The organism is Methylobacterium currus (assembly GCF_003058325.1).
In the GTDB taxonomy this organism is placed as follows: Bacteria; Pseudomonadota; Alphaproteobacteria; order Rhizobiales; family Beijerinckiaceae; genus Methylobacterium; species Methylobacterium currus.
The window spans coordinates 4,861,688-4,875,681 of the sequence record NZ_CP028843.1; the positions used below are offsets into that span (position 1 = coordinate 4,861,688).

Consider the following 13,994-nt stretch of genomic DNA (forward strand, 5'->3'; position numbering starts at 1 on the left):
GGATTGGTCGGCTCACCCCCGATACGCGTTCCCATCCAGCCCATGCGGCCGCCCCGCCGCCAGCAGCGTCTCCCAGACCGGATCGGGCAGCGGCACGCCCTCGGCCAGGCGCTTGGCCCGGGTCCGCCGCTCCGGCTCGCCCGGCAGCAGCACCTCGCCGCCGGGCACCGGGCGGGCGCTCTTGAAGAAATCGAGATAGGCGCGGGTCTCGCGCACCATCGCATCCTCGGAGCCGAAGGCCTCCGGCGTCATATACAGCGACAGCATCCCGTTGCAGAAGCGCCGCGCGCCCGGCCCGGCGGTGCCCGAGCCGGTGAGCGCACCGGCGAGCAATTCGCACATCAGCGCCAGCCCCGAGCCCTTGTGCTCGCCGAAGGCCCGGATCGCGCCGGCGCCATTGCGGTTGTCGCGCTCCAGGCCGTCGAGGGGGCCGTACAGGGTCGCGGGATCGGCCGAGAGCCGCCCGTCGGGCTCGATCAGCACGCCCTCGGGGAGCGGCTTGCCGCCCTGCGAGGCGACGAGCACCTTACCCTCGGCGACCGCGGAGGTGGCGAAGTCGAGGATCACCGGCTCGGCGCCCTGAACCGGGAAGCCCGCCGCGAAGGGCGCGGTCGAGAAGCGCCGGTCGACCGAGCCGAAGGGCGCGACGAGGAGGCTGCCCGCCACGTTGACGAAATGCACCGAGACGAGGCCGGCGGCGGCGGCCTGCTCGGCCCATTCGCCGATGCGGCCGAGATGACCGGCATGGCGCAGGGCCACGATGGCGACGCCGGTCTCGCGCGCCTTGCGGATGCCGAGTTCGGTCGCGAAGGGACCGGCGGTCTGGCCGAAGCCGAAATGGGCGTCGACGAGGGCGAAGGCCGGGCCGTCGCTCACCACCTCCGGCGTGCGGTCGGCCTCGACCTCGCCCTCCTGCAGCCAGGCGACGTAGCGCGGCACCCGGATCACCCCGTGGCTGTCGTGCCCCGTCAGGTTGGCGGCGACGAGGTAGCGGCCGATCCGCTCGGCCTCCGCGTCCGAGCAGCCTTCGCGCGAAAAGATGTCCCGGACGTAGGCGGTCAGGCCCGCCGCGGCGATCTGCATGAAAAATCCTCCCGGTTTCTTGATTCTGGCGGCCAGAGAATGGCCGCGCCGGCGCCGCAGGTCGAGGGCGTCCGGCGCAGGTCTGACCAGGCATTTTTAATCCCGGGGGTGGACATGGCAGCGCTGCCGGTGTCTCATTCGGGCCAAGGCCGGGCCTCGCAGCACCGGCTATCCCCATGGGAGGAACATGCTGATGAGGACGACGCGCCGCGTTTTCCTGAAGAGTGCGGCCACGGTCGCGGCCACGGGCCTCGTTGCGCCGTCGATCATTCGACCCGCGAGCGCCCAGCAGGGCGGCACGATCCGCATCGGCATGGTGCTGCCGGTCACCGGACCCGGCGCCGATGCCGGCCGCTTCGCCCTCAATGGCGCCAAGATCGCGCTGGAGGCGGTCAACAAGGCCGGCGGCGTCCTCGGCAAGCCGATGGAGCTCGTCACCGAGGACGACCAGACCACCAATCCGGGCGCGGTTCTGGCCTTCTCCAAGCTCGCATCCCAGCCCGATCTCGTGGCGTTCCTCGGCTCGATCCGCTCGACCCAGAACCACGCCATGGCGCCGGACATCCTGAAGACCGGAAAGCCCGTGGCCTTCGGCGGCACCGACCCGGTGCTGACCCAGCTCGGCAATCCGTGGCTGTTCCGCTTCCGCCCGAACGACAGCTTCTCGGCCCGGGTGATCGCCGAGTACGGCGTGAGCACGCTCAACAAGAAGAAGTGGGCGATCATCCACTCGACCGATGCCTTCGGCACCAGCGGCGCGAAGGCGCTGACGGAAGCCCTGGGCAAGGCCGGGGCGACGGTCGCCCTCGACCAGGGCTACACCAACCAGAGCCAGGACTTCACGCCCGTCGTGCTGGCGATCCGCCAATCCGGCGCCGACGTGATCGGCTCCTACTTCACCTTCGAGAACGACCTCGGCATCTTCGCCCGGCAATTGCGCCAGCTCGGCGTCCAGGCGCCCTGGGTCGGCTCGGCCTCGATCGTCAACGTCACGGCGCTCAAGCTCGCCGGCCCGTCGCTCTACAACACCTACGGGGTGGCGGATTACGCCGAGGAATCGAGCGACGCGGCGCGCAATTTCGGCAAGGCCTACCGGGCGGTGATGAAGCTCGCCCCCGACAACCAGTCCTCCTGGACCTTCGACGCCGTGACGGTGCTGGCGAAGGCCATCAACGCCGCCGGCAAGACCGATCCGAAGGCGATCCGCGAGGCTTTGCTCGCCATCCGCGGCCACGAGGGCGCCGAGGGCACCTACAACTTCGACCAGAACGGCGACGGCCTGCACGGCTACAACGTGGTGCGCAACGACAAGGGCAACATCGTCTTCGACAAGCGCATCGACTTCTACAAGGCCTGATCTTCCGGACATTTCATGCGGGACGGCGACGAGCCGTCCCGACGCCGTCTCGGCCGCCGCGTGACCGGCGGCACGACCCCTTTCATCCGATCCGGGACGGGCCCTGATGGACCTCATCCTCCAGCTCCTCTTCACAGGAGTCGGCATCGGCGCCGTCTACGCGCTCGTCGCGCTCGGCTTCGTGCTGATCTTCCGCGCCACCAACGTGGTGAACTTCGCGCAAGGCGAGTTCTCGATGGTGGCCGCCTTTCTGATGGTGGTCTTCGCCGTCGACCTGGAATGGCCGTACTGGCTGTCGTTCCTGCTCGCCATCGGCGGCATGGCGCTGCTCGGCGCGCTGTTCAACCTCGGCGTCTACTATCCGCTGCGCCACCGCACCTACCTGCCGGTGATCATCTCGACGATCGGCGCCTCGATCTTCCTCGCCAACACCACCCTCGCCCTCTACGGGCCGCAGCCGCAGGTGCTGCCGCCGGTCTTCGAGACGCAAGGCTTCCTGGTCGGCCCGGTCTTCCTCGACACCCAGTACCTGCTCATCATCGCCGTGACCGCGGTGCTGGTGGCGTTCCAGTACTGGTTCTTCGAGCACACCCTGATCGGCAAGAAGCTGCAGGCGACCTCGCAGGACAAGGAGATGGCGGCGCTGCTGGGCATTCCGGTCGCCGGGATGATCATGCTGACCTTCGTGTACAGCGCGGTCCTGGGCGGCATCGCCGGCATCCTGGTGGCGCCGGTGCTGTTCGTGTCGATCCAGATGGGAGCCACCATCGCGCTCAAGGCCTTCGCGGCCACCATCATCGGCGGCTTCGGCGACGTGACGGGGGCGATCATCGGCGGGCTGGCGCTCGGCATCATCGAGACCTTCGGCGCCGCCTACATCTCGGTGCCCTACAAGGACGCCTTCGCCTTCATCGTCCTCGTCGCCTTCCTGGCCTTCCGCCCGCAGGGCATCTTCGGTGAACGCATCGCGGAGAAAGCATGACCGGCTCCCCTCGCCCCGTCGCGGCGGCCCCGGCGTCCGTCGCTCCCGCCCGCCGCTTTCCCGTCGGCAGCCTCGCCTACGCGGCTTTGGTCGCGGCCGCGGTGTTCCTCGCCGCCACGACCCCGTTCAGCGGCTACGTGCTCAACATCCTGATGCAGGCCGCGACCTACGCCATCGCGGTCATCGGGCTCACCGTCGTGCTCGGCCTGTGCGGGCAGATCAACCTCGCCCAGGCCGCCTTCTTCGGCATCGGTGCCTACGCGGTCGGCCTCGGCACCGTCGATCTCGGGCTCAGCTTCTGGCTCTGCCTGCCGATCGGCCTCGTGCTCGCCCTCATCCTCGGTGCGGGCTTGGGCGCCTCGACGCTGCGTCTCGGCGGCCACTACCTCGCGATGGTGACGATCTCGTTCCAGCAGATCCTGACGCTGATCATGATCAACTGGATTCCGGTCACCCACGGGCCGGACGGCGTGCCGAACATCAAGCGCCCCGGGCTCTTCACCGATGGCCAGAGCTACCTCGCGCTCTGCGTCCTCGTCCTGGGGGCGGTCGCCTACGCGATCTGGCGGATGCCCAAGACCCGGCTCGGCCGCGCCATGCGGGCGGTGCGCGACAACGAGCTGGCGGCGGGCGTCACCGGCATCGACATCTACCGCACCAAGGTGGCGGCCTTCGCCATCGGCGCCCTGCTCGCAGGCCTCGGCGGCGGGCTGTTTGCCGGCAGCTTCACCTATATCAGCCCGGACCAGTTCTCCTTCGCCGAGTCGGTGGTGTTCCTCACCATGGCGCTCCTCGGCGGCGTCGGCTCGCCGGTCGGCGCGGTGATCGGCACCGGGCTCCTGATCCTGATTCCCGAATGGCTGCGGTTCCTGAAGGAGATCCCGGGCCTGTACCTGGCGATCTACGGCCTCGCCGTCATCCTGATCGTGGTGTTCATGCCGGAGGGCATCTGGGGCTTCCTCGGCGACCAGGTGAAGCGCCTGCGGCCGCGCAAAGGCACCCCGCCCCGGGCCCAGGAGCTGACGCTGACGCAGGATGCGGCCTCCGCCGCCCCCGTGCTCGAGGTCGAGGGCCTGTCGAAGCATTTCGGCGGCCTGAAGGCCGTGGACGAGGTCAGCTTCACGGTCGCCCGCGGCGGCATCCACGCCCTGATCGGCCCGAACGGATCGGGCAAGACCACGACCCTCAACGTGCTGTCGGGCCTCTACACCCCGACCGGCGGGAGGGTGCGCCTCAACGGCCAGGACATCACCCGCTTCGCGCCGCACCAGCGCGCGGCGGCCGGGCTCGGGCGGACGTTCCAGAACATCCGCCTGTTCCGCTCGATGAGCGCGCTCGAGAACGTGGTGATCGGCGCCGAGCGGCCGGGCAACGGCATCGTCGCCCATGACCGCGCCTCCCTCGAAGCCCGGGCGCGGGCGGCGCTTGCCTTCGTCGGGCTGGAGGCCCGGGCGGACGAGCCAATCTCATCGTTCTCCTACGGCCACCAGCGCCTGGTCGAGATCGCGCGGGCGCTCGCCGGCAACCCGGTGCTGCTCCTCCTCGACGAGCCGGCCGCGGGCCTCAACTCGACCGAGAAGAACGCGCTCACCGTGCTGCTGCGCCGGATGGCCGCCAAGGGCCTGACCATCCTCATCATCGACCACGACATGACGCTGGTGAGCGACGTGGCGAGCCACATCACGGTGCTGAATTTCGGCCGGCGCATCGCCGACGGGGTCACCGCCACGGTGTTGCGCGAGCCCGCCGTGATCGAGGCCTATCTGGGCCAGGAAGCCACGGAGGGGCCCGGCGTCGGCCTCAAGACCGACCTCGCCCCGGCCTGAGCAGGAGACACACGATGGCACTCCTGGAAATCCGCGACCTGACCGTGCGCTACGGCGAGATCGAGGCCGTGCGCGGCATCTCGTTCTCGGTCGAGGCCGGCGAGGTCGTGACCCTGCTCGGCTCGAACGGGGCCGGCAAGTCGACGACGCTCAAGACCATCTCGGGGCTGGTGAAGCCGGCCGGCGGCGAGGTGCTGTTCGAGGGCCAGTCCCTCCTCGGCCTCAAGCCCGAGGAGATCGTGCGCCGCGGCGTGGCGCACGTGCCGGAGGGGCGCCGGGTCTTCCCGGGCCTCACGGTGCGCGAGAACATCATGCTCGGCGCCTCGAACCGGAAAGGACTCTCGTCGCGCCAGATCCGCGACGAGGCGGAGAGCATGTTCGAGCTCTTCCCCGACATCCGGCGCTTCGGCGACGCGCTCGGCTGGACGCTCTCGGGCGGCCAGCTCCAGATGGTGGCGCTCGCCCGCGGGCTGATGGCGAAGCCGCGCATCCTCCTGCTCGACGAGCCGTCGCTCGGCCTCGCCCCGGTGATCGTGCAGGCGGTGTTCGCGATCATCGCCGAGGTGCGCCGCCGCGGCACCACCGTGCTCCTCGTCGAGCAGAACGCCCGCATGGGCCTCTCGGTCGCCGATCGCGGCTACGTGCTGGAGACCGGGAAGCTCGTGCTCAGCGGCGAGCCGCAGGCGCTCTGGGCCAATGACGACATCCGGGCGGTGTATCTCGGCGGGCGGGCCAAGGCGGAGGCACTGGCGCACTGATCCTGGTCGGTGAAGGACATGGCGCGCCTCCCCTCTCCCGTGCGGGAGAGGGGATCCCGCGCTGTGCCGTTCCTGGGATGTTCGTGCGGAATCCGCGTCCGCCGCGCCCGCCAGTCCAACCAAGCGATGACGATCACTCGGGAGGCCCGCACAAGTCTCCGGCGTGACCGACGAAATCCATGATGGCTCGACGGTCGCCGCCGGCCGTATGATGGGCCTCAATCAGTAAGGTCCCACCCATGTCCACCCCCACGCCCCTCCACCCCACCAGCCCCCGCACCGTCCGCCTCAGCCCCGAGGACAACGTCGTGGTGGCGGTGGACCCGATCGTGCCCGGCGCCACCGTCGAGGGCGTGACGGCCTCGGCGCGCGTGCCCCGGGGCCACAAATTCGCGGTGGTGACGATTCCCGAAGGTGCGCCGATCCGGAAGTTCGGCCAGATCATCGGCTTCGCCAGCCGCGCCATCGCCCCGGGCGAGTGGGTGCACGAGCACAATGTCGGCCTCGGCGAGGACAAGGGCGACTTCGCCCGCGACTACCGCTTCTGCGAGGAGGCGAAGCCCGTCGCGATGGTGCCTGAGACCCAGCGCGCCACCTTCGAGGGCTATCGCCGGGCGGACGGCCGGGTCGGCACCCGCAACTATGTCGGCGTGCTCACCTCGGTGAACTGCTCGGCCACCGTCGCCCGCTTCATCGCCGAGGAGGCGCGCCGCTCAGGCCTCCTCGACGAGTTCCCGGGCATCGACGGCATCATCCCCCTCACCCACGGCACCGGCTGCGGCTACGACATCCAGGGCGAGGGCGCCGACATCCTCAAGCGCACCCTCTGGGGCTACGCCGCCAACCCGAACATGGGCGGCGTCATCATGGTGGGCCTCGGCTGCGAGGGCCTGCAGATCGACCGCTGGAAGCGCGCCTACGGCATCGAGGAGAGCGAGACCTTCCGCAGCTTCACCATCCAGGATACCGGCGGCACGCGGCGCACGATCGAGGCCGGCGTCGCGGCGCTCCGCGAGATGCTGCCGGCCGTCGCCAAGGCGAAGCGCGAGACCGTGCCCGCCTCCGAGCTGATGCTGGCGCTGCAATGCGGCGGCTCGGACGGGTATTCGGGCATCACCGCCAACCCGGCGCTCGGCGCCGCGGTCGACCGGCTGGTCTCTGAGGGCGGCACCGCGATCCTGTCCGAGACGCCGGAGATCTACGGCGCCGAGCACCTGCTGACCGCCCGGGCCGCGACCCCGGAGATCGGCCACAAGCTCGTCGAGATGATCCACTGGTGGGAGGCCTATACCGCCCGCAACGGCGGCGAGATGAACAACAACCCCTCCCCCGGCAACAAGGCCGGCGGCCTCACCACCATCCTGGAGAAGTCGCTCGGCGCCACCGCCAAGGGCGGCACCACGACGCTGCAAGGCGTCTACCGCTACGCCGAGCCGGTGACGGCCAAGGGCTTCGTCTACATGGACACGCCCGGCTTCGATCCCGTGGCGGCCACCGGCCAGGTCGCAGGCGGCGCCAACGTGCTCTGCTTCACCACCGGCCGCGGCTCGGCCTACGGCTGCAAGCCGACCCCGTCGATCAAGCTCGCCACCAACAGCGAGATGTACCGGCGGATGCAGGACGACATGGACATCGATTGCGGCGACGTGCTCGACGGCGTCTCGATCGAGGAGAAGGGCCGCCAGATCTTCGAGACCATCCTGCGTGTCGCCTCCGGCGAGCGCACCAAGTCCGAGGGCTTCGGCTACGGCGATGCGGAATTCGTGCCCTGGCAGATCGGCGCGGTGATGTAGCCACCACGATGTAGCGAAGCGGACCGAACCGCTTTATGGGGCGCTCCGGGGCACAAGAACGATAAGGCCCCGGAGGACACCACGATGACACCTGACGTGAGCAGCGGGAGCGATCTCACCCGCCGCCAGTGGAAGATGACGCTGCTCGCGAGCCTGGGCGGCGGTCTCGAATATTACGACTTCATCGTCTACGGGATCTTCGCCAAGGACATCGCCGCCGCCTTCTTCCCGGCGAGCGATCCCGTCGCGGCCCTGACCCTGTCGCTGGCGGTGTTCGCGGTCGGCTACCTCGCCCGGCCCCTCGGCGGCCTGGTGCTCAGCCATTTCGGCGACCGCTACGGCCGCAAGACCGTGTTCGTGGTCACTGTCTTCACCATGTCGGCCTGCACGCTCGGCATGGGCCTCGTTCCGGCTTACGCCACGTGGGGCGTCTGGGCGACGCTCCTCCTCGTCACCTTGCGCTTCGTGCAGGGGCTCTGCATCGGCGGCGAATTGCCCGGCGCCATCACATTCGTGGTCGAGACTGCCTCGCGCCGGCCGGGGCTGGCCTGCGGCATCGTCTTCTGCCTGGTCAATGGCGGCGTTCTGCTCGCGGCCCTCGTCAACCTCGTCCTGCAATCCTGGCTGCCCCCCTCGGCCATGGCCGAGTATGGCTGGCGCATCGCCTTCCTGTTCGGCGGAGTCGTCGGGCTCGTCAGCTTCGTGCTGCGGCGCTCGCTGGAGGAGACGCCCGAATTCCTGCGCCTCCAGCACCGCGCCGCCCGCCGGCCGATCGGCGAGGTTCTTCGCGATCATCGCGGCCCGGTGCTGCTCGGCATCGGCGTCGTGGCGCTCACCGCCGGCTTCAACGGCATCCTGTTCGCCCACATGCCGGCCTACCTGATCCAGGTGCTGAAGTATCCGCCCCGCGAGGTGGCGCTGGCGATGAACGTGGCGCTCTTCGCCATGTCGGCCTCGCTGCTCTTCGCCTCCTTCTTCGCCGACCGGGTGCCGCCGCGCCGCCTGATGCAGGCCTCGGCCCTCATCGTCCTGATCGGGGTGATCCCCGTCTACCAGGTGCTGGCGCGGGGCGGCGCGAACCTGTTCGTGGTGCTGCCGCTCCTCACCATGGCGGTCGCCGGGGCCAATGGCAGCTTCGCCTTCCTGCTCGCCGGGCTCTTCCCGACCCGGGTGCGGTTCAGCGGCGTCGCGCTCTCGCTCAATATCGGCTTCACGCTGCTCAGCGGCCTCGGGCCGCTCGCCGCCAATGCGCTGATCGGCGCCACCGGCTGGGCGGCGGCGCCGGGCCTCATCATCGCGGCCTCGGCGCTGATCGGGCTCGTGGTCGCGAGCCGGCTCTCCGACCGGCCGGTGACCCTGGCCGAGGCGGTGCCGGCCTCTTAGCTGAACCGGCGAACCGCCCGGGCACCGGGCGGTCCGGCCCTCAAGGAGCGTCCGGAGCCCGGCGAGCGATCCAGGCGCCCCAGAACAGGCTGGAGAAGAACCGCAGCGGCGGTCCGAAGCCGCCCTCGCGCAGCAGGTCGGCCACCGCCTGCTCCGAAGGCGGCGGGTCCGCCCCCTGCAGGATCTTGGCCCGCTTGGCCTCGACCTCGTCGGGCCCGGCGCCCTGCTGGCGCCAGCGCTCGCCCCAGGCGGCGAGGAGCAGCGGCTGGTTCGCGTAAGCCTGATGGTTGCCGGCGAGGATCAGCGGCGCATCCGGCGCCAGGCGCCGGGCGATGTCCCGCAGGATCGCCCGCTTGGCCTCGTCGCCGGCCAAGTGGTGGAGGACGCCGATCAGGGTGGCGGCGTCGAAGGCCTCGTCCTCCGGCAGGTCGGCGACGGTGCCGCGCAGAACCTCCGTCCGCTCGTCGAGGTCCTTCTCCTTCAGGCGTGCGACCGCGAGCGCCAGCATCGGCTCGGACGGATCGACCGCGGTGAAGCGCCATCGCGGCTCCAGGGCCGCCGCGGTGACGATCTCCCGGGCGCCGCCGCCGGCGCCGGCCACCAGGATCCGCGCCGCGCGGCCCGGTCCGAGGGCCGCGGCCAGCATGCAGGCGGCGAGCTCGTGGCAGGCCTCGTAGCCGGCGAGCGCGATGCGGCTCTGCTGCTCGTATTCCCCGGCGCGGGAGGCGTCGAATTTCCGGGCGGGGTCTTGCGGGGCAGGGTCTTGCGGGGCGGCGTCTTGCGGGGCAGTCACGAGTTGGGCTCCGGTCGCGGAACGGGCGGCGAGTTGGACCCGATCGGTGCCGGGGCGCAAGCCGGCGCGACCCGTCGCGCGGCGGGGGCGCAGCGCGGTCGATGCGAGCCTGCGGTGGCTGGACGGCGCGCTATGTCCGTCGGGCGAGACTCTGGCCGTAGACGTCCACCCCATCGGGCTCGAACGGGGCAGGCAGGGAGCCCGGCCCGATCCGCGTCGATCCCAATCGCGTCGCTACGGCGATCGATGCCGTGTTGGCCGGATCGATGATGCGGACGACCTTTCGCCATCCGAGACGGTCGAACGTCCAGTCGAGGCAGGCCCGTGCCGCTTCCGTCGCGTAGCCCTTGCCCCACGAGGCGCGGGCCAGGGACCAGCCTATCTCCCGCCCCGGCCAGCCCTCGGGTTGCCACGGCCCGGCACGGCCGACCCAAAGGCCCGATGCCTTTTCGATGATCGAGAAATTCCCGAACCCTTGCAGGGTCCAGGCGCCGCAATGGGTCGCGAGGCTGCGCCACGCGACCGGTCGCGGCTTCGGTCCGCCGAGAAAGCAATTGGCCTCGGCGTCGCCCATCATCGCGAGCCACGGTTCGAGGTCGTCGGCTGACGGGGGACGAAGGATGAGGCGGGGTGTCTCCAGGGTCGGGCCGAGCATCAGCGACACCAAGATTGTCGGGGTCGGGGACCAGCGGCTCCATGGCCGCCGGCGGTCCGCCGACGCCCGAGCTGAGTCGATTGGGAGAATACCTTTCCGGTTGCCGCTCGCGCCATACGGGCCAGGGACCTGCGGCATGCTCGCGGTCTGCGGCCCGACGCGCAAGTCGCGTCAGGGCCTGCGGCTCGCGAAGTAGCGGCCGGGCGGCTCGCCGAAGGCACGCTTGAAACTCGCGATGAAGTTGCTCGGATGGGCATAGCCCAATGCGTCGGAGACCTCCGTCACCGACACGCCGTGGGCGAGCCGCTCCAGGGCGTGGACGAGGCCGGCCTGCTGGCGCCAGCGACCGAAGCTCATGCCGGTTTCGGCCTGGAAGAGACGCCGCGCCGTGCGCTCCGAGAGCCCCGCGCCCCCCGCCATGGTCGCCAGCGGGTGGCGCGCGCCGGGCGCACGGAGCACGATGGCGACGATCCGCAGCAGGCGCGGATCGCGCGGCATCGGCAGGTGCAGCGCTTCCTCCGGCGCACGGCGCACCTCGTCGAGGAGCACGGCGGCGATCCGCACCTGCTCGGCGCTGAGATGCGCCGGGTCGACCCAGGCGGCGGCGCGCTGCACCAGCGCCCGCATCACGCCGTCGACCGCCATGATGCGGGGTCGGGCGGACAAGGCGGCGCAGGCCCCGGGCGCGATCAGGACGCTCCAGCCGGCGGTGACACCGCTCACGCTGACCCAGTGCGCCTCACCCGGCGGCAGCCACCCGGCCCGGCCCGGCGGCAGCAGCCACGATCCGGCCTGCGTGCGCACGTGGACCAGCCCGTTCTCGACGCACAGGATCTGGCCACGCACGTGCCGGTGCCAGTCGAATTCCTGCGTCCCGAGGCGGAACTCGCTGTCCGCATCATCGCTCGCCCAAAGCGCCACGAGATCGGGCCCGTCGGGGCACTCGCTCCAATCCAATGCGCGGCGCGGGTCGGGATTGGCCATCCCTCACTATTTATCGACCAGATGCGGTTACCGCCATGTTCGCCGTTCTTGCCAGGATCGCCGTCGACCACGAGCGGGCGGGCAATGGAATGGGACAGGGTTCGTTTCACGTCACGATCATCGGGGCCGGACTCGGCGGCCTCTGCCTCGGTCAGGCGTTGCGACGGCGCGGCATCGCGTTCGACATCCACGAGCGCGATCCTGCGCTCACCGCCCGGCCTCAGGGCTACCGCATCCGCATCGACCGGGTCGGTCGCGAGGCGCTGGCCGCTTGCCTGCCGTCGAACCTCGCCGCGCTCTTCCATCAGACCTGCGCGGCCGCCGGATCGCCCGGCCGCTTCCTCGACCCGCAGCTTGCTCCCGTTCGCGGGCGAAGCGTCGCGACATGGCACGACGCGGCGGCCGATCGCTTCGAGGCGGAGGGCGATCTCAGCGTCCATCGCGTCACCCTGCGGGAGATCCTGCTCACCGGTCTGGAGGATCGCGTCCGCTTCGGTCACGCCTTCGCGCGTTGCGAGCCCGACCCCGGCGGCGGCCTGTGCGTCCAGTTCGTGGACGGGGGCGCCGTTCGGACCGACTTGCTGGTCGCGGCCGATGGTGCCGGGTCGGCGGTGCGTCGGCAGACGCTGACCGACGCGGAGCCCGCCGATACGGGCGCGGTCTGCCTCTACGGCCGCGTAACGGCGAATGCCGGCGTCACACGCGCACGCGCGCTCCTCGCCGGGCCTGCCGTGATCTTCGCCGACGGATTCGCGGCGATCCTCGATCCGATGACATTTCGGCCGCCCCCGGTCGGCACGGCCGCAGCCGGGATCACGCCGGTCGGAGATTACCTCTACGCCGCGTTCATCGGCCCGCGCGGGACGATCGGCTTCGGGGAGGTGCTGCCTCCCCCGGGCAGCGCGCTGCTCGCCGAACGGCTGCACGCCCTCGTTCGGGCGTGGCATCCCGATCTTCGGTCCCTGCTCGGGCCGACCGAGCCCGCGTCGCTGGCGGTCCTGCCGATCCGGAGCGCCGCGGCGATCGACCCAGGCGCCTGGCCGAGGGACGTGACGTTCCTCGGCGATGCGATCCACGTCATGAGTCCCGCGGGCGGCCTCGGCGCCAACACGGCGCTGGCGGATGCCGCGCATCTCGCCTCCAGGTTGGGTGAGGCCGCTTCGGGCGAGGCCGCGCTGTCCGAGGCCCTCGCGACCTATGCCGATGACCTGCATCGGCGGGCGGCCGCGGCGGTGCGGGCCTCGGCGGATGCGGCAGCCGCCCTCTTCACCTCGGCCCCGACCCTGCTCACGACTGTCTGAGGAGATCGACATGCTCGACGACCGCACCTTCACGATCCACGACATGTCGTGCTTCCCGCTCGTGCGGGCGCGCCCGGAGGCGGTGCGGCCGGGCTACGCTGCCGCCTGGATCGCCGAGATGGACGCCCTCCTTGCCCAGGGGCAGGACTTCGTCCTTCTGTTCACGGAAAGGCGGCCGGAGGAGAGGCACGAGGACCGCAAGCGTCGCGGCCTCTGGCTCAAGCACAACAAGGACGCGCTCGCCCGGAGCTGCCTCTCCCTGATCGTGGTCGAACCCGATGCGGTGGCGCGCGTCGCCCTCGCGGCGCAGGCGGCCCTCACCGCGAAGGCTTTCGGCACGCGGATGGACGTCGTCGCGACCCACGAAGACGCAGGCAGCCTCGCGAATCGTTTGCTGTCCGGTCAGTGTTCGACGGTTCTCGATGGCGCGGAATGACCCCGGTCTTGGCGACAGCGCCAGGGCCGTCGCAGCCATTCACACTCCAGAGAGCGGAGCCTTCACCTCTCCGGGTGCCGCTCGCGCCAGCGCGGGCCGGGGCCGCGCATGTAGTGCAATTCGGGGCGGTAGGGATCCGTGATCTCCGCGATGAGATCCCGCCAGCGCTGGGTGAGGCGTCCGACGAAAGCCATCAGCATGGAACCGTCCTCCTGCGTGCGAATCGCCTCGCGGTCGAGCCACGCACGGATCGTGCCGGCTCTTCCTTGCGAAACTCTTGCAGGGAAACCTGGTCCGAGGCTTTGGCGAGAGTGCGACGACGGCGTGGAGGGCTCGAGGCAGGATCGCCTAAGGGAGAATCCCGGCGAGCTTCAGCCCGCCCGCGGCGATCACCGCCAGCACCACGCCCCAGAGGTCGAGGGGCATCGCGGCCCACCAGGCGGTGCTCTCGGCGTGCGGCAGCGGCGCGTCCTGCGCCCGTGCGATGTCGCGCATGATCGTCTCTCTCCCGGCTCCGCATCCTTCCGGCGCCCGTCTCGCGCCGGCGTCCCTGCCTCAAGGTACAGCACGACGCTGTCAGCCGCAGCAGAAAGGCGCGAAACCGCTCATGGGCTGACGCTCAAAGATGCGTCGTCGCCTGACG

General features: G+C 70.6%; 14 protein-coding genes. 8 read left to right on the forward strand and 6 right to left on the reverse strand.

The genetic code is table 11. From position 1 onward, the window contains the following. Positions 1-12 precede the first annotated feature (12 nt). Positions 13-1,083 carry a malate/lactate/ureidoglycolate dehydrogenase gene (locus DA075_RS22540; protein WP_099955124.1) on the reverse strand — a complete coding sequence of 357 codons (1,071 nt, stop codon included), beginning with the start codon at positions 1,081-1,083 and terminating at the stop codon, positions 13-15. Positions 1,084-1,276: 193 nt separating this feature from the next. Between DA075_RS22540 and DA075_RS22545 the strand changes: the two genes are divergently transcribed. The 6 genes from DA075_RS22545 (at position 1,277) to DA075_RS22570 (ending at position 9,182) form a co-directional block, all read left to right on the forward strand. Continuing rightward, on the forward strand, positions 1,277-2,440 hold the full coding sequence (locus DA075_RS22545; protein WP_099956736.1) for an ABC transporter substrate-binding protein: 1,164 nt from the start codon (positions 1,277-1,279) through the stop codon (positions 2,438-2,440). Positions 2,441-2,546: 106 nt separating this feature from the next. After that, entirely contained in the window at positions 2,547-3,422 is an 876-nt protein-coding gene (locus DA075_RS22550) for a branched-chain amino acid ABC transporter permease (RefSeq protein ID WP_099955125.1), read from the forward strand. Beyond that, positions 3,419-5,248, forward strand: coding sequence for a branched-chain amino acid ABC transporter ATP-binding protein/permease (locus DA075_RS22555; RefSeq protein WP_099955126.1), 1,830 nt, complete (start codon positions 3,419-3,421; stop codon positions 5,246-5,248). Before DA075_RS22550 ends, DA075_RS22555 begins: the two co-directional genes overlap by 4 nt. A gap of 14 nt (positions 5,249-5,262) precedes the next feature. Further along, positions 5,263-6,006 carry an ABC transporter ATP-binding protein gene (locus DA075_RS22560; protein WP_099955127.1) on the forward strand — a complete coding sequence of 248 codons (744 nt, stop codon included), beginning with the start codon at positions 5,263-5,265 and terminating at the stop codon, positions 6,004-6,006. A 239-nt stretch (positions 6,007-6,245) separates the two neighbouring features. Next, entirely contained in the window at positions 6,246-7,799 is a 1,554-nt protein-coding gene (locus DA075_RS22565) for a UxaA family hydrolase (RefSeq protein ID WP_099955128.1), read from the forward strand. 84 nt (positions 7,800-7,883) lie between these two features. After that, positions 7,884-9,182, forward strand: coding sequence for an MFS transporter (locus tag DA075_RS22570; protein ID WP_099955129.1), 1,299 nt, complete (start codon positions 7,884-7,886; stop codon positions 9,180-9,182). 40 nt (positions 9,183-9,222) lie between these two features. On the opposite strand, the gene DA075_RS22575 is transcribed toward DA075_RS22570, so the two are convergent. The 3 genes from DA075_RS22575 to DA075_RS22585 form a co-directional block, all read right to left on the reverse strand. After that, a complete protein-coding gene (locus tag DA075_RS22575; RefSeq protein ID WP_244936286.1) occupies positions 9,223-9,975 on the reverse strand; it encodes a class I SAM-dependent methyltransferase in 753 nt (250 codons plus the stop codon). 130 nt (positions 9,976-10,105) lie between these two features. Beyond that, entirely contained in the window at positions 10,106-10,630 is a 525-nt protein-coding gene (locus tag DA075_RS22580; protein ID WP_164712554.1) for a GNAT family N-acetyltransferase, read from the reverse strand. Positions 10,631-10,801: 171 nt separating this feature from the next. Then, complete coding sequence (locus tag DA075_RS22585) at positions 10,802-11,614, reverse strand: AraC family transcriptional regulator (protein ID WP_099955132.1); 813 nt, start codon at positions 11,612-11,614, stop codon at positions 10,802-10,804. Here DA075_RS22585 and DA075_RS22590 point away from each other — a divergent pair. Both DA075_RS22590 and DA075_RS22595 read left to right on the forward strand, forming a co-directional pair. Continuing rightward, positions 11,587-12,915 carry an FAD-dependent oxidoreductase gene (locus DA075_RS22590; RefSeq protein ID WP_123834397.1) on the forward strand — a complete coding sequence of 443 codons (1,329 nt, stop codon included), beginning with the start codon at positions 11,587-11,589 and terminating at the stop codon, positions 12,913-12,915. The genes DA075_RS22585 and DA075_RS22590 overlap by 28 nt on opposite strands. Before the next feature lie 10 nt (positions 12,916-12,925). Further along, positions 12,926-13,351, forward strand: a complete 426-nt coding sequence (locus tag DA075_RS22595; RefSeq protein ID WP_174800108.1) for a hypothetical protein — start codon at positions 12,926-12,928, stop codon at positions 13,349-13,351. 62 nt (positions 13,352-13,413) lie between these two features. Here the strand turns inward: DA075_RS22595 and DA075_RS36720 are convergent, their stop codons facing one another. Then, complete coding sequence (locus DA075_RS36720) at positions 13,414-13,551, reverse strand: hypothetical protein (RefSeq protein ID WP_164712452.1); 138 nt, start codon at positions 13,549-13,551, stop codon at positions 13,414-13,416. Between the two features lie 148 nt (positions 13,552-13,699). Continuing rightward, positions 13,700-13,846: a hypothetical protein gene (locus DA075_RS36725; RefSeq protein ID WP_164712454.1), complete on the reverse strand. Its 147-nt coding sequence runs from the start codon at positions 13,844-13,846 to the stop codon at positions 13,700-13,702. Positions 13,847-13,994 lie beyond the last annotated feature (148 nt).

Bases quoted from the DNA above. Each gene is read 5' to 3' on its own strand.
- DA075_RS22585 (WP_099955132.1), bottom strand. From the start codon at position 11,614: ATGGCCAATCCCGACCCGCGCCGCGCATTGGATTGGAGCGAGTGCCCC.
- DA075_RS22580 (WP_164712554.1), bottom strand. From the start codon at position 10,630: ATGCTCGGCCCGACCCTGGAGACACCCCGCCTCATCCTTCGTCCCCCG.
- DA075_RS36725 (WP_164712454.1), bottom strand. From the start codon at position 13,846: ATGCGCGACATCGCACGGGCGCAGGACGCGCCGCTGCCGCACGCCGAG.
- DA075_RS22550 (WP_099955125.1), top strand. From the start codon at position 2,547: ATGGACCTCATCCTCCAGCTCCTCTTCACAGGAGTCGGCATCGGCGCC.
- DA075_RS22595 (WP_174800108.1), top strand. From the start codon at position 12,926: ATGCTCGACGACCGCACCTTCACGATCCACGACATGTCGTGCTTCCCG.
- DA075_RS22570 (WP_099955129.1), top strand. From the start codon at position 7,884: ATGACACCTGACGTGAGCAGCGGGAGCGATCTCACCCGCCGCCAGTGG.
- DA075_RS22590 (WP_123834397.1), top strand. From the start codon at position 11,587: ATGCGCGGCGCGGGTCGGGATTGGCCATCCCTCACTATTTATCGACCA.
- DA075_RS22560 (WP_099955127.1), top strand. From the start codon at position 5,263: ATGGCACTCCTGGAAATCCGCGACCTGACCGTGCGCTACGGCGAGATC.
- DA075_RS22565 (WP_099955128.1), top strand. From the start codon at position 6,246: ATGTCCACCCCCACGCCCCTCCACCCCACCAGCCCCCGCACCGTCCGC.
- DA075_RS36720 (WP_164712452.1), bottom strand. From the start codon at position 13,551: ATGCTGATGGCTTTCGTCGGACGCCTCACCCAGCGCTGGCGGGATCTC.
- DA075_RS22545 (WP_099956736.1), top strand. From the start codon at position 1,277: ATGAGGACGACGCGCCGCGTTTTCCTGAAGAGTGCGGCCACGGTCGCG.
- DA075_RS22540 (WP_099955124.1), bottom strand. From the start codon at position 1,083: ATGCAGATCGCCGCGGCGGGCCTGACCGCCTACGTCCGGGACATCTTT.
- DA075_RS22555 (WP_099955126.1), top strand. From the start codon at position 3,419: ATGACCGGCTCCCCTCGCCCCGTCGCGGCGGCCCCGGCGTCCGTCGCT.